This window comes from Arthrobacter globiformis NBRC 12137 (assembly GCF_000238915.1).
GTDB classification, from domain to species: Bacteria; Actinomycetota; Actinomycetes; order Actinomycetales; family Micrococcaceae; genus Arthrobacter; species Arthrobacter globiformis.
Map to the genome: position 1 here is coordinate 105,794 of NZ_BAEG01000083.1, position 22,313 is coordinate 128,106.

The 22,313-nt window shown below is 64.4% G+C and carries 21 protein-coding genes; 5 read left to right on the forward strand and 16 right to left on the reverse strand.

Annotated elements, in window-relative coordinates:
- Window positions 1–8 precede the first annotated feature (8 nt).
- The 9 genes from ARGLB_RS16165 to ARGLB_RS16205 all read right to left on the reverse strand — a co-directional run bounded on the left by ARGLB_RS16165 (window position 9) and on the right by ARGLB_RS16205 (window position 8,732).
- On the reverse strand, window positions 9–1,004 hold the full coding sequence (locus tag ARGLB_RS16165) for a sugar phosphate isomerase/epimerase family protein (RefSeq protein WP_043419519.1): 996 nt from the start codon (window positions 1,002–1,004) through the stop codon (window positions 9–11).
- A gap of 284 nt (window positions 1,005–1,288) precedes the next feature.
- Window positions 1,289–2,020, reverse strand: a complete 732-nt coding sequence (locus tag ARGLB_RS16170; protein WP_003804527.1) for a GntR family transcriptional regulator — start codon at window positions 2,018–2,020, stop codon at window positions 1,289–1,291.
- A gap of 52 nt (window positions 2,021–2,072) precedes the next feature.
- On the reverse strand, window positions 2,073–2,561 hold the full coding sequence (locus tag ARGLB_RS16175; protein ID WP_003804528.1) for a hypothetical protein: 489 nt from the start codon (window positions 2,559–2,561) through the stop codon (window positions 2,073–2,075).
- Window positions 2,558–3,229 (reverse strand): signal peptidase I, encoded by a 672-nt coding sequence (locus tag ARGLB_RS16180; RefSeq protein ID WP_003804529.1) that lies wholly within the window; start codon window positions 3,227–3,229, stop codon window positions 2,558–2,560. The genes ARGLB_RS16175 and ARGLB_RS16180 overlap by 4 nt, the downstream gene beginning before the upstream one ends.
- The gene (locus ARGLB_RS16185) at window positions 3,216–3,821 is read right to left on the reverse strand and encodes a hypothetical protein (RefSeq protein WP_003804530.1); all 606 of its coding nucleotides are present in this window, start codon (window positions 3,819–3,821) and stop codon (window positions 3,216–3,218) included. The genes ARGLB_RS16180 and ARGLB_RS16185 overlap by 14 nt, the downstream gene beginning before the upstream one ends.
- 75 nt (window positions 3,822–3,896) lie before the next feature.
- Window positions 3,897–4,439, reverse strand: coding sequence for an alternate-type signal peptide domain-containing protein (locus ARGLB_RS16190; protein ID WP_003804531.1), 543 nt, complete (start codon window positions 4,437–4,439; stop codon window positions 3,897–3,899).
- A gap of 194 nt (window positions 4,440–4,633) precedes the next feature.
- A complete protein-coding gene (locus ARGLB_RS16195; RefSeq protein ID WP_003804532.1) occupies window positions 4,634–5,707 on the reverse strand; it encodes an alkene reductase in 1,074 nt (357 codons plus the stop codon).
- Window positions 5,708–5,873: 166 nt separating this feature from the next.
- Window positions 5,874–6,929: a 2,3-butanediol dehydrogenase gene (locus tag ARGLB_RS16200; protein ID WP_003804533.1), complete on the reverse strand. Its 1,056-nt coding sequence runs from the start codon at window positions 6,927–6,929 to the stop codon at window positions 5,874–5,876.
- A gap of 12 nt (window positions 6,930–6,941) precedes the next feature.
- Window positions 6,942–8,732 (reverse strand): NAD(P)/FAD-dependent oxidoreductase, encoded by a 1,791-nt coding sequence (locus ARGLB_RS16205; RefSeq protein WP_003804534.1) that lies wholly within the window; start codon window positions 8,730–8,732, stop codon window positions 6,942–6,944.
- 191 nt (window positions 8,733–8,923) lie between these two features.
- On the opposite strand from ARGLB_RS16205, the gene ARGLB_RS16210 reads away from it, so the two are divergent.
- Window positions 8,924–10,249, forward strand: coding sequence for a GAF domain-containing protein (locus tag ARGLB_RS16210; protein ID WP_003804535.1), 1,326 nt, complete (start codon window positions 8,924–8,926; stop codon window positions 10,247–10,249).
- A 16-nt stretch (window positions 10,250–10,265) separates the two neighbouring features.
- On the opposite strand, the gene ARGLB_RS23705 is transcribed toward ARGLB_RS16210, so the two are convergent.
- The 3 genes from ARGLB_RS23705 to ARGLB_RS16225 all read right to left on the reverse strand — a co-directional run bounded on the left by ARGLB_RS23705 (window position 10,266) and on the right by ARGLB_RS16225 (window position 13,983).
- Entirely contained in the window at window positions 10,266–10,892 is a 627-nt protein-coding gene (locus ARGLB_RS23705; protein WP_245531553.1) for a PKD domain-containing protein, read from the reverse strand.
- Window positions 10,893–11,216: 324 nt separating this feature from the next.
- Window positions 11,217–11,891, reverse strand: a complete 675-nt coding sequence (locus ARGLB_RS23375; protein ID WP_003804537.1) for a DUF6318 family protein — start codon at window positions 11,889–11,891, stop codon at window positions 11,217–11,219.
- Window positions 11,892–12,120: 229 nt separating this feature from the next.
- Window positions 12,121–13,983, reverse strand: a complete 1,863-nt coding sequence (locus tag ARGLB_RS16225) for a purine-cytosine permease family protein (RefSeq protein ID WP_003804538.1) — start codon at window positions 13,981–13,983, stop codon at window positions 12,121–12,123.
- A gap of 204 nt (window positions 13,984–14,187) precedes the next feature.
- On the opposite strand from ARGLB_RS16225, the gene ARGLB_RS16230 reads away from it, so the two are divergent.
- Both ARGLB_RS16230 and ARGLB_RS16235 read left to right on the forward strand, forming a co-directional pair.
- Window positions 14,188–14,622, forward strand: a complete 435-nt coding sequence (locus tag ARGLB_RS16230; RefSeq protein WP_043419466.1) for a pyridoxamine 5'-phosphate oxidase family protein — start codon at window positions 14,188–14,190, stop codon at window positions 14,620–14,622.
- Between the two features lie 26 nt (window positions 14,623–14,648).
- Window positions 14,649–15,074: a very short patch repair endonuclease gene (locus ARGLB_RS16235; protein WP_003804540.1), complete on the forward strand. Its 426-nt coding sequence runs from the start codon at window positions 14,649–14,651 to the stop codon at window positions 15,072–15,074.
- Between the two features lie 17 nt (window positions 15,075–15,091).
- Here ARGLB_RS16235 and ARGLB_RS16240 read toward each other — a convergent pair whose 3' ends face one another.
- Window positions 15,092–15,847 carry a response regulator transcription factor gene (locus ARGLB_RS16240; protein ID WP_003804541.1) on the reverse strand — a complete coding sequence of 252 codons (756 nt, stop codon included), beginning with the start codon at window positions 15,845–15,847 and terminating at the stop codon, window positions 15,092–15,094.
- 101 nt (window positions 15,848–15,948) lie between these two features.
- Between ARGLB_RS16240 and ARGLB_RS16245 the strand changes: the two genes are divergently transcribed.
- Complete coding sequence (locus ARGLB_RS16245; protein ID WP_003804542.1) at window positions 15,949–17,640, forward strand: sensor histidine kinase; 1,692 nt, start codon at window positions 15,949–15,951, stop codon at window positions 17,638–17,640.
- Window positions 17,641–17,649: 9 nt separating this feature from the next.
- On the opposite strand, the gene ARGLB_RS16250 is transcribed toward ARGLB_RS16245, so the two are convergent.
- Window positions 17,650–18,198 carry a TetR/AcrR family transcriptional regulator gene (locus tag ARGLB_RS16250; protein WP_083839678.1) on the reverse strand — a complete coding sequence of 183 codons (549 nt, stop codon included), beginning with the start codon at window positions 18,196–18,198 and terminating at the stop codon, window positions 17,650–17,652.
- A 299-nt stretch (window positions 18,199–18,497) separates the two neighbouring features.
- Between ARGLB_RS16250 and ARGLB_RS16255 the strand changes: the two genes are divergently transcribed.
- Entirely contained in the window at window positions 18,498–18,809 is a 312-nt protein-coding gene (locus ARGLB_RS16255) for a hypothetical protein (RefSeq protein ID WP_003804544.1), read from the forward strand.
- On the opposite strand, the gene ARGLB_RS16260 is transcribed toward ARGLB_RS16255, so the two are convergent.
- Both ARGLB_RS16260 and ARGLB_RS16265 read right to left on the reverse strand, forming a co-directional pair.
- The gene (locus ARGLB_RS16260) at window positions 18,806–20,053 is read right to left on the reverse strand and encodes a 5-methylcytosine restriction system specificity protein McrC (protein WP_003804546.1); all 1,248 of its coding nucleotides are present in this window, start codon (window positions 20,051–20,053) and stop codon (window positions 18,806–18,808) included. The genes ARGLB_RS16255 and ARGLB_RS16260 overlap by 4 nt on opposite strands.
- Window positions 20,040–22,271 carry an McrB family protein gene (locus ARGLB_RS16265; protein ID WP_003804549.1) on the reverse strand — a complete coding sequence of 744 codons (2,232 nt, stop codon included), beginning with the start codon at window positions 22,269–22,271 and terminating at the stop codon, window positions 20,040–20,042. The genes ARGLB_RS16260 and ARGLB_RS16265 overlap by 14 nt, the downstream gene beginning before the upstream one ends.
- Window positions 22,272–22,313 lie beyond the last annotated feature (42 nt).

Below are 22,313 nucleotides of genomic sequence, written 5' to 3' on the forward strand. Positions count from 1 at the left end.
GCGCTGTCCTAATGCGCGACGGCGGCGGGCTGCTGACGGCCCTGCGCCACCTGGCTCTGGCCGAGGGCGTAGCCTTCCTTCTTGGGCAGCACGTGGCGGCGCAGGTAATCCTGGTTGCTGGCCGTCACGGAGAGGCCGTCGCCGCCGTAGTGCTCAGTGCAGAGGATGCCCTGGAAGCCCACAGAGAGGGCCACCTTGAACGCCTCGCGGTAGTTGATCAGGCCGCTTTCCATGGGGGCAGGCATGGCAACATACATGTCGCGTGCCACGTCCTCGTCACGGATGTAGTTCTTCATGTGCCAATAGTTGGAGTACGGCAGGGTCTTGGCAACCATTTCCCGCCAGTCCTCGATCGGCCGGTGCAGGCGGATCAGGTTGCCCAGATCTGGGTTGAGGCCGACGTTCGACAGGCCGATGTCCTGGACGAACTGCACGGAGGAGTCCGCGGTGCCGATGTAGGTGTCCTCGTACATCTCGAGCGAGAGCAGGACGCCCACCTCTGCCGCGTGGCGGCCAAGCTCCTGGAAACGGGCGACGGCGTTATTCCAGGCGTCCTTGTCGCCGACCGGGTCCTTGTAGCCTTCGACGGTCCAGAACCAGAGCTGCTTCTGCTGTTCCGGGGTGATGGCCTGGTGCAGGCCGAAGGAAACCACTTCGCAGCCGAGTTCAGCGGCGGCGTCGATCGTGCGGTGGCTGTAGGCCAGGTTGTCCTCCCACTTGCCCTCCTCGATCACGCTCTGGCGGATGGCGGAGATGACCGGGATGCCGATGCCGACGCTCTCCGCACTCTGCTTGAACTCGGCGAGGCGCTGCTTGCTGAGGTCGCCGGGACGGACCCAGCTGTCGGTGAGGTCGGCGTTGGCGAAGCCAGCTTCCTTGACCTCCGTGAAGACCTCCGCCCAGGCGGAGGCGTCAGCGTCGTTGATGTGGGTGCCTTGGGCGTCAACGCCCGGGAACTGCAGCAGTGCCGCGGTGATGGGCCAGTTGTCGGCGGTGTAAGCCATGGTGTTCACTCCCTCGTGGATCCTGTTTCCTATAGGATTTACTATCTAGTAGGAGTTGTCAAGGTCACACCCACTTCCACTGCAAGCCACGATTGTTGGCCATCGAAGATCCTATAGGGGTGATGTCCGCCTGTGAAGGGCCCTCACTCTCGAGGCCCTATAGTCGTTGCACCTTCCACGCTACGCCTCACCCAACTAGGTAGCAGCAGAGGGCGTTCCCACGGCTGGGAACGCCCTCTGCTGCTACTTACTTGGGGTGTGCTGTCGCTACCGCGCGGGTGCCGCTACTCCTCCGGGGCGTCCGCCATGGCGCGCTCGCGGACCTTCTGGATGTGGGCCGCCATGGCGGCTTCGGCCTTCTCGGGGTCGCCGCTGGACAAAGCGTCCAGGACGGACTGGTGCTCGGCGATGGCATTCTCGGCGTCGGTGATCCCCACTCCGCCGAAAAGCCGGAAGCGTTGGACCTGTCCCCCGAGTGCAGCATAAGCGCCGACGAGGAACTGGTTGTCCGTCTGCTGGGCAATCAGCTGGTGGAATTGCTCGTCGGCCTCGAGGTAGTCCTTGTACTCGGCAAAGGACGGGCCGCGCGGCGCCGACTTCAGGTCGGTGACCGTTTGCTCAAGCTCGGCGAGACGATGCGGGTTCAGGCGCGCGCAGGCAAGCCGGGCGTTGACCGGCTCGATCGCGAGGCGGGCCTCCATGAGATCCGCAAAGTCCTCCCGGGTGAACACCGGCGCCACGCGGTAACCCTTGAGCGCCACCCTGCGCACCATGCCGGTGTGTTCCAGCCGGGCCAATGCTTCGCGGACGGGGGTCGGGGAAACGTCCAGCTCGCGGGCAGTACCGTCGATGCTGACGGCCGCCCCTGGTTCCAGCCGGCCGTCCATGAGCGAGGCCAGAAGCTCCTCGTAGACGTGGTCGGCCAGGACCTGGCGGCTGACAGTCCGGCCCGCTTTGCGCCCGGTCGGATCCTCGGGCCGGCTGCCGGCGCGGGTGCCGTTGGACGCTTTTTGCATGATCAGATCCTATAGGGACGCCTCAGGGAAGCATGGCACGCTCAGGCAGACGTTACGGCGCACACTTGACCTTGCCGCCGCTGCTGACGACGCCAAGGGTCCATTCTGCGGTGGCTTTCTGACCGTCCAAGAAGGTGGCGGTCACGCGAACTGTCATTGGGTTTGCGCCGGCGTTGGCAATGACGATGGGCGAGGTCTCGGTCAATGTGAACGTCTGCGCGTTGAGGTCGGCGAGGTACTCGATGGCGAGTGGGCTGTAGGTCCCGTTGGTCCGCCGGGCAATACTGAGCAGCGTGGGCGCCTGGGTAGAACTTACCGCGAGGGTCGCAGTCTTTTCGTTCGTGCTGGGCGTGCAGGCCAACGCTATTGACGGGGAACCCCAGTTGGCAGCAACGGAGACTGACGTCGTCGCCGTTGCTGACTGTTGCCACAGTGCGACGGCGGCCGTGCCGCCAATGCCCAGCAGCACCGTCAGCATGCAAGCGAAAAGCGCCAGCATGGCGCCGGGAACCTTGGCATGAACGACGTCCGGGGGTTTCATGCCGCTGCACCTGCTTCGCGGCGCCGGCTGCGGATGTGCCGGAAGATGAGCAGGGCACCGTAGCCGATGAGGCCGGCAGCACCCACCGACATCCAAAGGCCGCGGTCTGAGTTCCCCAGCGCGTTGGCCACGTAGCCCACATACGGGACGGCGTAGAAGAGCTTGCCCTTCACCTGCGGCTCGCGGACAGGATCGGGATCGGTGATGTCGTTGTTGTCACCCTTGGTGATGAGGGTCTTCTCCCCCGTTTGCGTGGTTCCAAAGCCAATGATGCGGTGAGACTCCACTGCAGGCTTTCCCGACTCCAGCTGGAACGTGATGACATCCCCGGCCTTCAGTTCGCTGAAAGCGGCGGGCTTGACCACCAGGTAGGTGCCCGGCGAGTACTTGGGCGCCATCGAGTTCGTCAGCACCGCGTAGGTCTGGGAGCCCGTGGCCTTGGGAACCAGGATGAGCACCAGAGCAGCAAAAACCGCGACTATCAGCAGCACGAAGTTGACGGTTCTGCCTACGGCCGCGAGCCACTGGACAGCCCGGCGGCCGCCGCGGACGGAACTCTTGGAACCACCAGCCGCCGAACCGGCCCGGCCGGCCTCGCCGGAATCCGGACCGTCAGCCCGACCGGCAACTGCCAGGTCCGCCGTCGGAAGAATACTAGGCGCAGCCACTGGGCACCCCGCAGAGCTGCGTGGCGGAGAGGGGAATCGTGATGGTCACGGATTGTCCTTTCACGGTGGCTGGAGCGTTGGAGGCGAGCTTGACTTCAAAACACAGGGTTGTGCTGGCCAGTTTTGTGACGGCCACCGGTGCTAGTCCGGAAGCAGTGATGTTGGTGTAAGCCGTTGTGCCGCAGGCGGCGGCATTTGCCGCGAACTTAGCGCTGACAGTGAGATATTGCGCCAAATCACCCGGCGCAACATTGCTCTTTGCCGCCGGGCCCGTGGCGACGTTGAGGTTGAACTGGCCTCCGGCGTCGGAACTGTTGGTAACTGCAACGTTGGAGTAGACAGCGCTTCCCGGCGTCAGCGAACCGGACGGATTTACTGACACGATTGCCGACTGTCCCCCTGCCAGGGTCATGTTGGTCGACGGCGTTGAGGGTCCCGAGAGGTTCACGTCGAACGAGGCTGATGTCACGGTTCCGGGTGCCGCGGAGGCAGCAGCAGACCAGAGTGCGTAGCTGCCCTGAACGGTCAGGAGGCCCAGGAGCACTGCCGCGGCGACAACTGCCGCGGCCCGCAGGTGGCGCGGGATGCCCATGGTTCCTCCTGACCCTCATTCGATAACTGCCGACGTTTGGACTTCCGGCCGCCCTAAGCGACGGCCGGAAGCGGCTTAGGACAGACCCGTCTGAGTGATCTGGTTCAGGGTGAAGGAAACCTCATTGAAGTCGTATTCCGCAGTCACGTCGTCGCGGCCTGCTGTGGCCCACTTGAATTCGAAGGTAATTTTGGCGGTGACCTTCTGGCTGGTCTTCAACGGGTTCGTAACCTCCGTACCCAGACCCGTTTCACCAACGGTCAGGACCGGGTCGGTGACAGTGACGTTGGCTGCCGTAAAGCCGTTATCCGGTGTAGCTCCCTCGGCGGCAACCTCTGCGGCCATCTTGTCGCCGGTCAGGGTCACGTCCAGAACCTGGGTGTAGGTGAGCTTGTCGCCGGGGACAACCTTGTAGTTGGCGATGTTGGTGATCGTAGCTCCGGTCCGGTCCTTCCAGACGCCGGTGGCGGCCACGACGTTCAGGTCACCGGCGACGACAGTGCCGGGGGTGGCGGATTGGGATGCGTTCCAGGAGGCCAGGGTGCCGCCACCGCCCAGGAGCAGTGCAGCGCCAACGGCGATGGCGGCGGTTCCCTTGATCAGAGCGCTGTTCTTCATGATGAGACCCTTCGGGGTAAATACTGAGTGGATTTCCTGCTGGACAAAACAATGCAGGGGCTAACTCAGGACTCCATGCGATAAAGGGTCAAGATTCACTCAAGAAAAAACGCCCGGTTAAACCACGGAAACCGCCCGGCGAACGGGCGGTTCCTGTGGTTTCTTTACGGAGGCTGAGCTAGACCAACATGAGCTTAGGCCGGCTGGTACACCGGGTAGTCGGTGTAACCCTGCGCGCCCTCGCCGTAGAACGTGGACTGGTCCGGTTCGTTCAGCGGCAGGCCTTCGCGCCAGCGGCGGGCAAGGTCCGGGTTGGCGATGGCGGGCCGGCCCACGACGACGGCGTCCGCGTGGCCGTCAGCCACGAGCGCCAGCGCTTCCTCGCGTGTGGTGATGACGCCGAAGCCGGTGTTGACCAGGAACGTGCCGTTGAAGCGTGACCGCAGGTCCTGCACCAGATCGCCGGTCGGGTCGGCGTGCAGGATGCTCAGGTAGGCCAGGTCCAGCGGGGCGATGGAGTTGACCAGCACCTCGTAAGTTGCCCGGACGTCGGCGGCGTCGGTCTCTTCGATGCCCTGGACGTTGTGTTCGGGCGAGATGCGGATTCCGACGCGGTTGGCGCCAAGGGCCTCAACGACGGCGTTCACCGTCTCAATGACGAAGCGGGCGCGGTTCTCGGGCGAACCGCCGTAGCTGTCGGTGCGGACGTTGGTGTTGGGCGCCAGGAACTCGTGGAGAAGGTAACCGTTGGCGGAGTGCAGCTCCACGCCGTCGAACCCTGCCTCAATAGCGTTGCGCGACGCCGTGACGATCTCCTCCCGGACAATAGGCAGCTCGTCAATGGAGAGCTCGTGCGGGAAGGGGTGCGCCTGCTTGCCTTTGTAGGTCCGCGTTTCACCTTCGACGGCAATGGCGCTGGGGGCCACGACGCGGTGGCCGCCGTTGATGTCCTCATGCGAGACGCGGCCGCCGTGCATGATCTGGGCGAATATACGGCCACCCTCGGCGTGGACGGCGTCGGTGACTTTCTTCCAGCCGGCGATCTGCTCGGGGGTCACCAGCCCGGGCTGTCCCGGGTAGGAGCGGCCGGCCTGGCTGGGGTAGGTTCCCTCGCTGACGATCAGGCCGAGCGAGGCACGCTGGCGGTAATGCTCCGCCACCAGGGGGCCGGGGACGCCTTCCACGCCGTTGCGAAGACGGGTCAGCGGGGCCATGACGAGGCGGTTGGAAAGTTCGAGCTCGCCGAGTGTCAGCGGGGAAAACAGCATGCGGAGTTCCTTTCAGAATGCATCAGGTTCACCAGCTCTAACTGCCTAGCGTGTGCAACTATTCCGGGTGTGTCCGAGTTCACCGTCCCAAGCACCTCAGGCATGGCGACGGCGGCACCGCAGTTGGGTGCCGCCGTCGGACACTTCTGCTAATTGGCCCGTTCCCCTAGGGGTGAACGATGATTTTGACCGCGGTGTCGTTGTGGTTGATCAGGGTGTCGAATCCCTTGTCCACGAGGTCGTCCAATGCTATTCGTCCCGTGATGAAGGGTTTCAGATCCACCTTTCCGTCCTGGACCAGTTTGATGGCTGCGGCATGATCCCCCTTGTAAGCGATGGTGCCGCGAAGATCGATTTCCTTGAGCACAACCTTCTGCATGTCGACCGTGGCTGGGCGGCCCCAGATGGAAACGTTGACTACAACCCCCGCTGGCCTCACCACGTCGAGCATGCTGTCCAGCACCGCATTGACGCCGGCACACTCGAAGGCGGCGTCGGCTCCTTCCCCGGCGGTCAGTTCCAGCACCCGTGCTTTCACGTCCTCTTGGCTCGGATCGATGACATGGTGTGCGACGCCCGATGAGGCCGCTTTGTCCTTGCGGGCGGCGGACAGTTCCGTGACGATCGTTGTGATGCCGAGGCCCTTGAGCACCGCTGATGTCAGCAGGCCGATGGGCCCGGCACCGCCGACGACGGCCACGTTCCCGGCAGTTAGGCCGCTGCGGCTGACTGCGTGGTACGCGACGGCCAAGGGCTCGATCAGCGCAGCTTCCTCCAGCGGAATGGAGCCCACGGGATGGACCCAGCGCGAGTCGACCACGATTATTTCGCTGAGGCCACCCCCGCCGCCGCCCAGGCCGATGAACCCCATGCGGGTACAGAGGTTGTAGTTTCCGGCGCGGCAGGGCCCGCATTCATCACAGACGAAGTAAGGCTCAACCACCACACTGTCGCCAACCGACAGCCCGGACACCCCCTCCCCCAGTTGCGCGACGGTTCCGGAGAACTCATGGCCCATGGTGACGGGCGCCGCTTCACCCGTGAGCGGATGCGGATGTCCGGGTGATGGGATGAAGATGGGGCCCTCAAGGAATTCGTGCAGGTCGGTGCCGCAGATGCCGCACCAGGCCACGGCTATTTTGACCGCGCCCGGGCGCAGCTCCGGCTCCGGAACGTCCTCGATCCGAATGTCGCGCTGGCCGTGAAAACGTGCCGCTTTCATGCCGTGCTCCTTTTAGCGGGTGTGGTGGGAGGGCTGCAGCTCGTACACCGGGGTGGGCAAGCCCTCCATGCGTGCCTTGAGCTGCAGCGCCAGGTAGCTGGAATAGTGCCGGCTCTGGTGAAGATTGCCGCCGTGAATCCAGAGGTTGTCCACGTTGGTGGGCTTCCACATGTTGCGCAGCTCCCCTTCCCACGGACCCGGGTCCTTGGGGGTGTCAGACCCGAACCCCCAGCATTTTCCGACCGTGTCTGCCACCTCGGGCGACACCAGGTCGGCAAGCCAACCGTTCATCGAACCGTAGCCGGTGGCGTAGATGATCGCGTCAGCTTCCAGCTCCGTGCCGTCATCGAGGACGACGGCGTTGCCCGTGATTTTGCCGACCTGGCCGTTGGCGAGTTTCACCCTGCCGTCGATGATCAGCTGCGAGGCGCCGACGTCGATGTAGTAGCCGGAACCGCGCCGCAGGTACTTCAGGAACAGCCCGGAACCGTCCACGCCGAAGTCAAGGTCGAAGCCGGCGGCCTCAAGCTGGGAGTAGAAGTCGGCGTCGCGCCGCGCCATCTCCTCGTAGACCGGGATCTGTGCCTCCGGCAGGATCCGGTACGGCAGCGAGGCGAACAGCAGGTCGGCTTTCTCGGTCGTGACGCCGTTGGCGAGCGCCTTCTCCGAGTAAAGGTCGCCGAGTGCAAGGTCCATGAGCGACTCGCTGCGGGCGATGTGTGTGGAGGAGCGCTGGACCATGGTGACGTCGGCGCCGTGTTCCCAGAGGTCGGCGCAGATGTCGTGGGCCGAGTTGTTGGACCCGATCACCACAGCTTTCTTGCCCGTCCAGTCCCCGCCGCCCGGGTGCTTGGAGGAGTGGTACTGCTCCCCCAGGAACGTCTCGGCACCGTCGAACTTTGGAACGTTCGGGTAGCCGGAAACGCCCAGCGCGAAGACGAGCTGCTTCGGGCGCAGGGTGACCGGTTCGCCGTCGCGGATCACGCTGACTTCCCACTCGCTCCGGTCCTCGTTCCAGCGTGCGTTGGTGCATTCGGTGCTGGACCAGTAGTTGAGCTCCATAATCCGGGTGTAGTACTCCAGCCAGTCGCCGATCTTGTCCTTGGCGGCGAAGACGGGCCAGTCGTCGGGGAACTTCAGGTACGGCAGGTGGTCGTACCAGACGGGGTCGTGCAGGTGCAGGGACTTGTAGCGGTTCCGCCACGAGTCACCCGGCCGCGCGTTCTTCTCGATGATGATAGTGGGAACGCCAAGCCGGCGCAGCCGTGCCCCAAGTCCGATGCCGCCCTGGCCGCCGCCGATGATCACGGTGTAGGGCTGCTCCTCGTGGCCAAGCTTGGCAGCCTGCTCCTCCTTAAGCTCAAGCCAGGACCGTCGGCCTTTTTCGATGCGGTGGGCCACGCCCTGCTCACGGTTGGGGCCTTTCTTCTCCTCGAATCCCTTGAGTTCCTGCATCGTGGTGAGCAGGGTCCAGCACTTGCCGTTGCGAAGCCGCAGATGGGCGCAGCCGCGGGCCTGTGCAGTCTCGAATGTCACCCAGGCCTCGGTGCTGGCAGCGTCGCCGGTGGCGTCCTCGGCGAGCGCCCAGTTATGCGGCCCGACGTCGTCGAGGGTCGCATCGAGCATTCGCCTGATGCTGTCCTTGCCTTCCATGGTCTTGAGGTTCCAGGTGAAGGACACGAAGTCGCGCCAATACGATTCTTCGTCGAACAACTCGAGCGCGGCGTCGGTGTCCTTCGTGCGCAGCGCCTCGTCGAACTGCTCCAGCCAGCCGGCGACGATGCCGTTTGGTGTCTCGGGCATGATTCCTCTTTCCTTTGATGACCCGGCCGTGTATTGGCCTGGTGCCACGTTGCTGATGCCGGGGCAGCCACACCGCCGCCTCCGTGATCCGCATCACAAGTAAAAGCCGCGGAGGGTTACAATCGGGTTGCACGTTTTTCGTCCTGTGATGGGGGCGGGGCACGATTCAATGGCGAGTTGAGAGGACGCGTATGCCGAAGTCCGATGCTGCCGCCCAGGCGCGCCACCTCCGCTTTACTTCACCCCTCGAGTACGCCCGGGCGCTGCGGCAGGCCCATGAAGCCACCATTTCCGGACGCCCAGATCCGTACATCGCTCCGTCACTCGTGAGCGCTTGGCAGCGGTCCCTGGCGCTGGGCATTGATCCAGACCGGCACCGCCCCGTCCACCGCCACGACGTCAGCGAAGCCCGTCGGCTGGGCGCCGACCACCGCCTGGCAGCTGTGATGCCGGCACTGTCCCAGTTGATTGCCGACGAGACGACGGATGGGCGGCATCTCCTCATTGTCACGGACCACCTCGGCGAGGTTCTTTGGCGGATCGGCAGCCGGCACGCTCTTCGGCAGGCGGATTCCTTGGAGTTCGTGGAGGGCGCCGACTGGTCTGAGTCCGGAGTGGGAACCAACGCCATCAGCGAGGCCCTGGTCACCGGTACCCCGGCCCAGCTGTTCTCCGCGGAGCACCTCGTTCGCACGCACCATGACTGGGCCTGCACCGCGGCACCGATCCGGGATCCGTTCACGGGCGACGTCCTGGGCGTCCTGGATGTCTCCGGCCCGATCGAATCCGTAACGCCGGACAGCCTGCGCATGGTGCGGTGCGGTGTCCGGCTGGCCGAAGAACTGCTGAAGTCTACGGGCGCGCCAGCGATCGGTGCAGTGCCCGGGCGGAGAGGCCTGGTTCCGGCAGCACAAGCCAACCGCACGCCCCATACGTTGACCCTGCGGATACTGGGTGACAGGCCCACTGCAGAGGTCGACGGCGGTGCGCCGCGTGCGCTGACACTACGCCGTGCCGAAATCCTGGCGATGCTCGCCTCCCGGTCCAGTGGCTGGAGCGCTGAAGAACTGGCGTACGAGCTGTATGGCGAGGACGGTGCCGCCGCATCGGTGCGGACTGAGATGCACAGGATTCGCGGGCTACTTGGGAACGTTGTTGAACCCAATCCGTACCGGTTCACTGCGGAGGCGAAGGTTGAGACCGACGCGTCGATCGTGACCGCCCACCTGCGTGCGGGGCGCGTGGCCGATGCGTTGGCGTTGTATCCAGCGAAGCTGCTGACCCGTTCGGCCAACTTCGCCATTGAACTTATGCGCGATGAACTCAACGAGGCCGTCGGTGCCTCGGTGCGTGCCAGCGGTGAAGCCGATCTGGTCCTGCAGTGGTGCTCCACGGACATGGGTGCCGCCGATTCCGCCGCTGCTGCGGTGGTTGAGCAAGTGATCGGTGCGGCTGATCCGCGCTTGCAATTGCTGCGAGCCAGGACGGCACGGTTGGACCGGGAACTGCGGGCGTAGGTCCGGCGGCGCTGTTCTAACGGTTCCCCTGAGCACCCCCTGGACAGCCTTCACCTTGCGGGTTGGTGTTGCAGTCGTCGGCATAATTGCGGGTGACCGAACGCCACACGCTCACAGTCTGGGGCGGAGAACTGAACTGACCCTGGTTGGGGATTGGCAGGTTCGGCCCGCCGTTCACGGAATAGGTGCCCTGGAAGTACGTGGTGAGGACGACGTCGAAGTCGCCGGTCGCGGCGTAGGCGTGGCTGGTCCGGGTCTTCTCACCCCAGCGGTCCTGCGGGAGCGGGCCGCCCATGGTGGTCGTGGGGCCGAGCGACGTGCCGTCGCCGTAGTCCCACCGGTACTGGACGGGCTTGGCGATGATGTGAATTTTCTGGGCCAGGATGGTGATGTCGAACGGCTGCTCTGCGGCTTTGGCGTAGAAGTTGGTCTCGGCACCACGGAGAGTGTGCGGACTGGGCTGTGCGGTTAGGGTTCCCGGGACGACGGGAAGCCTATCGAATGCCCTCTGGATAAGAGCGGCGATCCGGGGCAGAAGGTCCTCGGGGTTCTTGTCGTAGAGGCACGTCGGTCCGCCGCCATTGCCTTGCCAGTCCGTCCAAGTAGGATTCGCTATCTCCCGTGGGGCAACCTTCCAAATCACCGGAACGCCGGGTTTACCATCGGCTCTCGGGGGACACACGCGTTGCTTCGCCAAGCAGTCAATTGCCAAGTTGCCGTCGTCCACTTGGCACTGCGGAAAAGCGTTGTATTGGTTGGGGTCGTTACTGACGTAGCCGGGTGGGGCGGGAACAATCTCTCCGGAATCCTCGTCGCGGACCCAGTTGGTTGCACCGACGTCGATTCCCTTCTCCTCGTACCCGACGGCGATTGGATCCTTTGCCGTAGCCTCAGCCACTAAAGGGAAAACGACGAAAGGCACCACACAGAACCCGATCATGAGAGCGCGATTGTGCGATTTCATGATTTACCGAATTAGGCCGAGGTCGATGATGCTCCAGCCCTTCGAATCAAAGCTAACAACTGCCTGGCTCGCGGTGTTTGATTCCTTCGTCACCGCTTGGAGTAGCTTTCCAGGAGCCTTGTAGATAGCAATTTCCTTTTGGATGACCTGCACAGTAGCTTGCTGAGTCTTTGCTCCACGGGTGTACTTGCCAGTGACTGAGGGTGTCTCAATTTTGCCTCCAGCCACCCATTGAGCCCCTTCCCATGCACTCTCCAGCCCTTCTGCAAGTCCGCTGCAGAACCGGCAATTTGGACCGCTAATGGATTGAACCAGTGAAGTGTCGCCCGTCTCGTAGGCGTAAGACAATGCTTGGTACCAATACTTCGTAAACGCCTCCAGCCCCTCTTTCGTGTTCTTATCGGCAAGAGCAGGCTTGGCCGGAAGCGGAACATTCTGCGCCCTCCCCTTCGCGTCGGCCGGCTTGTAAGCCGGCGTCGGTTTGGCAGAGGGAGTGGCGCTTGGCGTGGCGGATGCCGAACCGGAACCAGACGCAGCTGGCGAGGCGACGGCAGTGGCAGTTGGACCGGTCTGGGGATCCCCGCCACCGCTGCAGCCGGCGAGCGCAAGGACGGACACAGTGACCGCGGAAATGACAGGCAGACGGAGGCGTTCGGAAATGCAGGTACGAGAAGTCATGCGCTAATCCCCCCGGATAGGTTTCAAGACATCTGTGTCCAAACAATGATTAAAGGGTAACCGAGGTCACACTTTTCGGCTCAAAGTTATCCACAGCCAATGTAGCGCCCGAGGGGCCGCCAAGGCGCCGCGGCCCACATACAAAGCGGGCCCGGTGAGAATCTCACCGGGCCCGCTTCAGTCCCCCATCACGGCGCCGTCATCATGGCGCCAGCCATGCCCTACAGCGCTACCCCCGGGGCTTCGCCGGAAGGAGGGGCTGCCCCGGAAGGAGGTGCTGCCCAGGACGGAGTGGCTGCCCCGGAAGGGGCAGCTGCGCCGGCAGTACCAGCTCCCCCGTCTTATCCGTCGACAAGGCGAGCGACGAGACATACTGGGGTTCGCCGTCGGGCCCGTCCTGGGCGGAGCGCACCATGTCCGGGCGTTCGAACTCAATCCCGGTCACGTGGCAGAGCAGCCTGGCGTCGCTGGGGTTCCCGTCGGCGTCGAACATCGGCAGGTCAATGCCGTCGTCCGTGCGGCGCAGGTAGTACTTGCCCTTGGTCAGGACCGCCAGAACCGGCGGCAGGACGAGCGCCAGGCCCACTGCGAATATCGGCGAGTACGGCTGGATTCCGGAACCAAAAGCACCGAAGAACACCGCGATGGACACCCCGGCAGAAACCAGCATGGATACAAACCCAACCGGGTTCACGGCGTGCAGCATGCCCCGCCGGAATTCGGGGGTCTTGGGTGAGATCTTCAGCAGGTATTTGTTGATGGCGATGTCCGCGGCCACCGTGACCACCCAGGCCATGGCACAGTTGGCATAGAAGCCCAGAATCGTGTTGAGGAAGTCGAACATATTGGCTTCCATCAGGACCAGCGCAATCAACAGGTTCACCGCAACGAACACCATGCGACCCGGGTACGTCTTGGTCACGCGGGTGAAGCTGTTGGTCCACGCCAGCGAGCCGGAATAGGCGTTAGTGACGTTGATCTTGATCTGGGAAATAACCACCAGCACCACGGCCAGGCTCATCGCCAGCCACGCCGGCATCATCTCCTCGTAGACGCCCAGGAACTGGTGCACCGGCTCATTCGCCGTGGCCGAGGCCGCCGGATCCAGCTTGGCGATCAGGTAGACGGCGATGAACATGCCCACGATCTGCTTGACCGCACCGAACAGCACCCAGCCCGGCCCTGCGAGAATCACGGCGCGCCACCACGCGCCCTTGTTGTCGGCAATCTTGGGCGGCATGAACCGCAGGTAGTCGATCTGCTCCGCGATCTGCGCCATCAGCGACAGGCAGACGCCGGCGGCCAGCATGACCGAGGCCAGATTGGTTCCCTCACCACCGGAATTCCCGGTGTAGGCGAAGAAGTCATCGATGCTGCCGGGGTGGGATACCAGCAGATAGCCGACCGGAACCACCATGAGGAGCAGCCACAGCGGCGTAGTCCAGACCTGGAGTTTGGCCAGCGTGTTCATCCCGTAAATGACCAGCGGAATGATGATGACCGTGGACGCGGCGTAACCCAGCCATTGCGGAATTCCCAGCCCCAGCTCGAGGCCCTGCGCCATGATCGAGCCCTCGAGCGCAAAGAAAATAAACGTGAAGGTCGCAAAGATCACGTTTGTCACCACGGAGCCGTAATAGCCGAATCCGGAGCCGCGGGTAATCAGGTCCAAATCGATGTTGTACCGGGCTGCGTAATAGGCGAGCGGAAAACCCGTGGCGAAAATAATCACGGCGGCCACCACAATTCCGAGGATCGCATTCACCGTGCCGTAGGCAATCCCGATATTCGCCCCGATCGAAAAATCAGCCAGGTAGGCAATGCCTCCCAGCGCACTCGTCGCCACCACGCCCGCGCTCCACTTGCGGTAGGAACGCGGTGCGAACCTGAGCGTGTAATCCTCCAGGCTTTCCTTCGTGGCGCTCAAGGCGTCCGCGTTACCGGCCGCCTGTTTATCGCCCGCCGGGTTACCGCCCGCCCGTGCCCGCTTGGTTTCCGGCCCAGCGCCGGAACGTTCGACGGCGGCACGTTCGACGGCGGCACCGCCGCTCGGGCTATCCAACAGTTCGCTGTCCTTCAGGTCATTAGTCATTAGGCATCCGCTTTCGTCACCGGTTTATCCTTGCCGACGCTAGTCACACCGTGCGACAGCACGGTTCCGGCAGTATTACAGCGATGTAAAGTGTCCTACCCACCCGTCAAACGCTGCCATGCCCCGTGGCGCAACTCCGCACTTATTGGGAAAATCTGTCCATACCCCTATCGTTTTTCTACAAGCTGTAGAAGAATGGAGCACATGATGTTCAACCATGCCGACGGCGATCCCATCCTGGTCCTCGACGAAGAGCAGTGCTGGCAGCTTCTTGAGGGCACCACGCACGGCCGCCTGGTGGTCACCGTGGCAGGCGAGCCGGACATCTTCCCCGTCAACTACGTGACCAGCCGGAGGAAGCTGTACTTCCGCACAGCGCCGGGCAACAAGCTCGCCCAGGTGACCATCAACGACAGGGTCCTGTTCGAGACCGACGGGATCATGTCGGACCAGGCGTGGTCGGTGGTGCTCCGCGGCACGGCCCGCGTCCTGAGCAAGTCAGCGGAGATTGCCGAAGCCGAAGAGCTGGGGCTCGCATCCTGGGTGCCCACACTGAAGGACTTCTATGTGGAGATCGATCCCGGTTCCGTGAGCGGCCGGCACTTCCAGTTTGGCGAGCAGCCGGAGCGCGATTTCTAGCAGGGCCGCCGGCCTAGACTGGAAATATGGCGGACCGGCTGACACCTGAGCAGCGCAGCTGGAACATGTCCCGGATCCGGGGCAAGAACACCAAGCCCGAACTGCTGGTGCGCAGCCTCCTGCACGCCAAGGGCTACCGGTACCGCCTGCACGGCGCCTCGCGCGGCATCAAGCTGCCCGGCAACCCGGATCTCGTCTTCGCCGGACGGCGCAAGGTCATCTTCGTCAACGGCTGCTTCTGGCATTTCCACGACTGCAAAGTGGGCCAGCACGCGCCCAAAGCCAACGCCGAATTTTGGGAAACGAAACGCGCCCGCACCCGGGACCGCGATGCCAGCCAGCGCAGGCAGCTGGAAAACGACGGCTGGGAGGTACTTACCGTCTGGGAGTGCGAACTCAAGGACATGTCCGCCGTCGAGAAACAGCTGGAGCTGTTCCTCACAGCGGGCTGACCCCGATCAGGCGTGGCTCAGTTCTCAGCCGGAGCCAGCCGGTATCCCACGCCGCGGACAGTCTGCAGCCACCGCGGGTTCTGTGCCGAATCACCGAGTTTCTTGCGCAGGTTGCCCATGTGCACCTCAACAGACCGCTCGTCCGCCTCGCTGATGTAGCTTCCGACGTCGTACGGTTCGTCCCGCAGTCGGCGCACCAGGTCCGCTTTGGTACGGACCATGCGGCCCGCCTCCAGCAGGGCATGGAGCAGGTCGAATTCGGTGCGGGTCAGGCTCAACTCCTGGCCGTCAACCGCCACGGTCCGGGAGTCATAGCTCAGGTCAAGGCCGTTGTGGGTGTACTTACGCCCCTCGTTCGCGGCGGCGGCAGGTGAGCCGCCCTCCTCGGCGAGATCCGGCGTCGAACGCGGACGCCGCATCATGGCCGCAACACGGGCACGCAGCTCACGCGGTCGGAACGGCTTGGTGAGGTAATCGTCGGCGCCCGACTCAAGGCCGATCAGGGTATCCAGCTCTTCCGCACGGGCAGTGAGCATGACGATGTAGGCATCGGAGAACTGGCGGATCTGCCGGGCCACCTCGAAGCCGTCGATGTCCGGCAGTCCGAGGTCGAGCGTGATGACCGCCGGATCCAGTTCCTTGGCGGCCAGAACGCCCTCGGCTCCGCTGCTCGCGGCGCGCACCTCAAAACCGGCCTGCGTCAGAACAACACGAACCAATTCGCGAATATCGTGATCATCCTCGATGACCAGTCCCACGCGTGTATCACCCATCGCAGCCCCCTCAGCCCGCTACATCCCGTCTGCAGTATAGCTCCCGGCGGATATCCTGCTCCTATGCGTTTCTCACGCCCCGTCCAGATGGACCATCGCCCATGAGCAGTATCGCCTGGAAAGATTCCTCGGGCCGGATCCTGCTTTTCCGGCGCCCCTTCCACGAATACTCCCTGCGGGGCAGGGTAATGCTGAGCCAAATGCCGCTTTCCGTGACGGCAGGAATCACAGCTTTTCTTATTCTGGCGTTCTTCCCTGAAACGCTGCTCAATCCCCTTTTCATCAGTTTTCTGCTGTCACAGGCAGTAATCCTGATCCTTTGCTTGGCCGTGCCGTGGCACCGGTTGCCCTATCCCTCTTTCCTGGTAATACCCCTCCTGGACCTGGTGTCGATCTGCCTGGGCAGGGAAGGCGGCCAGGACAGCCTGACAGGGCTCAGCCTCATGGCCGTATTTCCGGTCATCTGGCTGTGCGCCTCCGGGCTATTCCCCAAGGCCGCGGTGGCGATCTCCTTCTTCGGACCCTTGGCAATCATCTGGGTGCCACTCTTTCTCCGCGGCGCCGTCTCCGGCCAGGACCTGGCGCGCTCCTTCCTGCTGCCGGTGATGATGCTGGGCATCGGCGTTACCGTGTCCGTCATGACGCTCAGCATGGTCCGGCAGCAACGGGACCTCGAGGAGCAGCAACGGGACCTCGAAGAAAAGGACTCCCAGCTCCGCGTTGTCCTGACCGGAAGCAAACGCCAGGAACGGCTACTGAACACGGTTTTGGACACGGTGCATTTGGGCGTCCTCGCCGTGGATGCGGAGGGCCATGACATCCTGATGAACCGCAAGCAGCGCAAGCATCACCAGCTGGCTTCGCCACCGACCATCGAGGATCCCAACGAGTCGCAGCTGCTGGTGTTTGCCGCCGACCGGACCACACTGGTCCCCACCGACCAGCGGCCGGTCCGGCGCGCGGTCCTCGGCGAGGAATTCACCGATTACCTGGTGTGGCTCGGAGCGGGAGCCGAACAGCGCGCGATCTCCACCAGCGCGAGGCCCATGACGGACCAGGACGGGAATTTCGCCGGCTCCGTCATCGTGTTCGGCGACGTCACCGAGCTGGTGAACGCCCTGGCCGCCAAGGACGATTTCGTCTCCAACGTCTCCCACGAATTCCGTACTCCGCTCACGTCGATTCTTGGTTACGTCGAGCTTCTGTTGGACGACGACGACGATCTCACCGACTCCCAGCGTGGCCCCCTGGAAATCATCCGGCGGAACTCGGAGCGGCTGCTTACGCTGGTCTCGGACCTGCTGTCCAGCCGCAACGGCCAGCTGCTCGTCACGCCCGAGGCCGTGAATGTGGCAGAGCTTGTGCGCACCAGCGTCACCGCCGCCCTGCCGCGCGCCGCGGAATCCGGCATCCACCTGCGAGCCGATGCCCCGGACCGCTTGGAGGCCCACATCGACGCCGCGCGTATCTCCCAGGTGCTGGACAACCTCGTCTCCAATGCCATCAAGTACTCGCCCGATGGCGGCGACGTGGTGGTGTCGCTGCGGTCCGAGGGCGGCCACATGGTGTGCAGCGTGAGCGATACAGGCATGGGGATGAGCCAGCAGGACCAGGAGGAGGTCTTTGCCAAGTTCTTCCGGGCCGCAGCCGTCCGCAATTCAACGATTCCCGGCGTCGGGCTGGGGCTGTCCATCAGCAAGGCCATCGTGGAAGCCCACGGGGGCCGCGTCTCACTCCGCAGCGAGGTGGGGAAAGGCACAACGTTCACGTTCGCCGTGCCGGTGCAGAACTGAGTTGCCGGCCTACACCCGGTGGTGCTCGATCAGCCAGCCGGCCAGCCGGCGGGCCCGATGGGCTGCCTCAAGATCCCCCTCCGCCGCGGAGATGATCGAGCCCTTCATCAGGATGTGCCAGGAGCGGGAGAAATCGTCGGTCCGCTGCAGCCCTGCCTCGTCCGCGAGCTGCTTCACGTGACCGCGGATCCTGGCGAGGTAATCAATGCTGGCCCGTCCCAGCGGATGCGAGGCGCCCATCTCCAGCAGCACGTTGATGAAGGAACAGGCCTCAAAGTCGGTGCGGTGGAACCAGTCGGAGAAGACATCGAAGATGGCCAGTAGCTGCTGCTCGGCAGTGTCCGCCCGGCGCCGCGCCTCCCCCATGATGGCGTTGACCGTCCACACTTGGTCGCGCTTCTCCAGGAACGCCAGCACGAGCTCGTCCTTGGAAGCGAAATGTCGGTAGAACGTGGCCTTTGCGACCCCGGAACAGCTGATGAGTTCGTTGATGCCGACGTCCCGGACACCACGGCTGGCGAAAAGGTCATAGGAGGCGTCAACGATCCGTTCGCGCATTCCGGCAGCACCGGATGCCGCAATTTCCTCGCCGCGCAACGGGTTCCCCGGTCTTAGGGGATCACCCGGCGTGGCGGCCGGCTGCGGTCCAGTCTGAAGCCCTCCGGAAGGCACTCTCCCGGCGCTCCACGGCTTGGAGCTGGGTACCTCTGCCATTACAGACAGTCTATCCCAAACCGCGAGACAGACCTGTCTGTCTTGGGATATTGTTCTCACAGGTCAGTGCATATTCTGCTGGCCGAAACCTTGGCCCATGCAGAGGCCTGGATATAGCGGAAGTCGATTATCGAGCGGTCGCCATGACGGACTACATACGGTTGGAAGCGCCCAACTCCCCACACCCTGACCCACGGCAGGGCGGCACGGCCGGCCTCGCAGCGGAGGCGTTGCGGGGACAGGTCTTAGGGGTTATTTCGTCGGTACTCGAGGACACTGACCCGGAATGCGCCGGCGCCAGGAGCCAGCTCCGGCATATCCTAGTCCACAATGCTGGGTCTCCGGAGAAGGCCCTCCTCGAGCACCTGCTCCATCTGCACGGTTCGGAGCTGTGCGGTTCCGAGCTGGACGGTGATCAGGAGGAGCCGGAGGAGCCGGAGGAGCCGCAGGACTAGCGCCCGAGGCTCGCTTGGCGCACCACTTCACCCCAGGACTGCTCCGCCAGGTCGGCGACGGCGGCCAGGATCTCCGACGGCGGCCGGGAAAGGTCCAGCGGAAACTCCACGATGTCGATATCCGTGTTCAGGATCCGCCTCAGCTTCACCTCACCCGCCCCGGCGTAGACCAGCCAGGCCGTGGGCACGCGCAAAGCCGTGCAGTACGCCAGCATCTGGAAGTGGTCCGCCGAAAGCGACGCGCCTTGGTCGGTACCGGCCCGGTACTGCGCGTCGTACACCACCACCGGCCGGCCGCCCAGCAGGTGCACGGCATCGGGGCGGACGGTCAGCCGGTCCGAATCCCGCACTGCCTCGTTCAGCATCGCGTTGTACTGCAGCCTCATCTCGCCGGGGAAGGCCGCCATGGCCCGGCGCAAGGCCGCGCCGACGAAGTCCTCAAAGACCTTGCCCATATCGACGACGAAAGACGCCGTCTGCTGTTTGCCCTCCCCTGCCTCGGCGGAGGCATTGCGCAGGACCACCTCGGAGAGCCGCAAAGCACCGTGGTAGCGGAGGTTCATCCGGCTGGCCCGCCACGGCGGAAGCGGAGCGCCGGCGTGGAGGCGGGTGACGCCGTCGAGCTTTCCCTTCAGCTGCCGCAGGCGGCTCAGCACATCGGGGCGCACTCCCGGGACGCGCGACATGCGGTCCAGCGCGGCACGCAGGATCCGGTTTTCCGGGATGTCCTCGGTGAACTCGTCGTAGGACACCTCGAGGGGCACCAGCATCCCGGGCCGGCGCGATATCTGGTCGGAAATGCGGATGCGGCCCTTGACCGTCCGGAGCGAATCGTCGACAGTGACATAGCCCTGCAGGACGCCGCGCTGCAGTGCCCGTTCGGCGAGCTGCACCAGTGACGCCGCCAGGGCGCTCCACAGCTCGGCATCTTCGTCGGCCGCCACGGTGTCGTCGCGGAAGCCTTGGTCCCCGGCGTAGCTCAGCAGGAAAAGCAGCCGGCTCAGCCCGAGCCGGTCCTTGGGCCGCACGTCCAGTTGCACCAGCGGAGTGCGCACCGACCCCACCATGCCGACGGGTTCGATCCGAAAGAGTCCCATGCCCATCGGCGTCGCCTTGGCCAGGCCGCTGGAGTTCAGGGAGGCGGCGCTGTCCGGGTCGAGCTTCTCCACAGTGCCGCCGGAGAGCTCGTCCAGAACGATGTGCTGCCGCGCCGGCGCGGAGCCCGCCGGGCTAGCGAGCCGCAAGGCGTCCCAGCAGCTGGTCCAGCCCGAAGCGCTCTTCCAGCTGGGCCCGGTTCAGCTGCCCGTGGTAGTGCTCCTCCAGCAGCGGCATGAGCTCGTACTTCCAGATCCGGCGCAGGCCGGCGGGGGTCTGGGCGGCCTTCTTCATGAAGTAGGACGGCCCGATCATGAGGTCGCGGTCCCACTCGTCGATGGCCTGGTTGAGCGCATCCAGCAACAACGCGGGCGTGGTGTCCAAGCGCCGCGCCTCCAGGAATCTCAGCAGCGACCCCCTCACCGGCTCGGTCTGGGGGTGCAGCTCGATGAACGCGAAACGGCGGCGGATGGCGGCGTCCATCATCGCGATGGAGCGGTCCGCGGTGTTCATGGTGCCGATGATGTACAGGTTGTCCGGGAGCGTGAACGGCTCGTTGGGGCTGTACTGAAGGTAGATCCGGTCATCGCGGTATTCCAGCAGGAAATACAGCTCACCGAACACCTTGGCGAGGTTGGCGCGGTTCATCTCGTCGATGATCAGGAAGTACGGCTTGGACTCGTTGCCCGGTTTCGCTGCCTCCTCCGCCAGCCGGCGCAGCGGCCCGGCGACGAGCTTGAAGGAGACCTGCCCCTCGTCCGTCTTGTCCGGCCGGTACCCCTCGAAGAAGTCCTCGTAGGCATAGGACGGGTGGAACTGGACGAGCTTTACCCGCTCGTCGGTGCTGTCCTGCGCAAGTTCCGCCGCGAGGTGCTTGGCGAGGTAGGTCTTGCCGGTTCCCGGCGGGCCGTACAGCACCAGCTGCCGGTTCTCTTCGAGCAAGTCTGCGATCTCCTGCAGCGGCTCCACCTCCATGTGGAGGGAATCCGCGAACTCCCGCGTCACCGGGCGGAAGCCGCCCAGCATGGGCAGGGCGACGGTGGCCGGCGATGTGTCGGCGTCGGGTTCGGTCTCCGCCTCGGCGGGCAGCAGCGCCTGCAGCGCCTGCACCACCCGGGTGACGTCGACGACGATGCCCGGGGTGGCCAGCTGGCGCTGGATGTGCCGCGGCAGGTCGGTCACGGCGTGGGCCTCGTCGAACCAGCGCACCTTGCGGCGCATCCGCCGGCTGTCTCCGTTGTGGTCGGGCTCGCCCAGCACGACGCCGATCCGAACGGCTCCGGCGTTCTGGTACAGCGCGAGGTCCCCCGGCTTCATGACGGTCAGGAAGGCGAAGACGGCGGTCTTGGTGTCCTCCCGCTCCACGTAGCCGAGGTGCTTGTAGTCCTCATCGACGGCGTGCTGGACCAGCCCGGCGGTAACGCCGGCGTCGAGCAGGCGGAGGTGTTCGACGTCGAGCGTCACCTTCTCCTCTGCCTGCCAGGCTGCCAGGAGTTCGGCGTTATCGCGGTGGGTGCGCAGCAGCCAGGCACGGCGGCCCGGGTCCCCGACCTTCCGCCACTGGCTCACCAGCTGCCGGGCGTACCAGTCGATGCGCTGGCCGGCCTGCTCATCGAGGTGCAGGCGGATGCGGCGGATGTCAGCGGTGATTTCAACCTCGCTGTCCCCCTTCGCCCCGCCAACCAGGGAGGCGAAGGCGTCCCTGATCTCCTGCCGTTCGATGTCCGCCACCACCGGCTCGAAGTAGCTGGGCCAGGCAAGGTATTCGATGCTGCGGCGGATGGCCGGCTGGTCATCGGGCGTTCCCGCCGCGAGCAGGTGGAAAGCCAGCGGATCCTTCAGTGCCTTGCCAATTTCCGCCGTGGACTGCCGGTCGACATGCTGAACGAACCGGCAGAGCCATTTCAGGTGGTCCCAGATGGTCCAGTTGAACTCGGCGGTCCGGTCGCGGATGACGCCATGGTCGGTCATGCCCTGGTACAGCTCCTCCGGGAGCTCCAGCGGCGGCTCCAGCCAAGACGCCGCCTCGGCGACGCGGGCGCGCTTGACCTTGAGCGACTTCACCTCGTGCGCCAGCGGCAGGGACTGCAGGAAGAGGAGCTCCACGGCCAGTTGTTTCGCCGAAGGGGACGCGTCCGCCAGGTTGTGCCGCAGGTTGGTCATCATGGGCGCCTTGGCGTCCGCGACTCCCCGGTCAAGCCGTTCCAGCAGTTCCGCCGCGGCCTCCGCCGTCCATGTCTGCGTGCGGCCGTCCAGCGCCGACGGTCTGCCCTGCAGCCCGGCGCCGAGCACGAACCACGCCGCGTCCTCGATCTCCTTGGAGATTCCGAGGGCGCGGGGCATGGCAGGCTTTGGGGCGGGGGTCATGCGTTCAAATTTACAGGGTTAACCTGAACGCCAGCACCATGG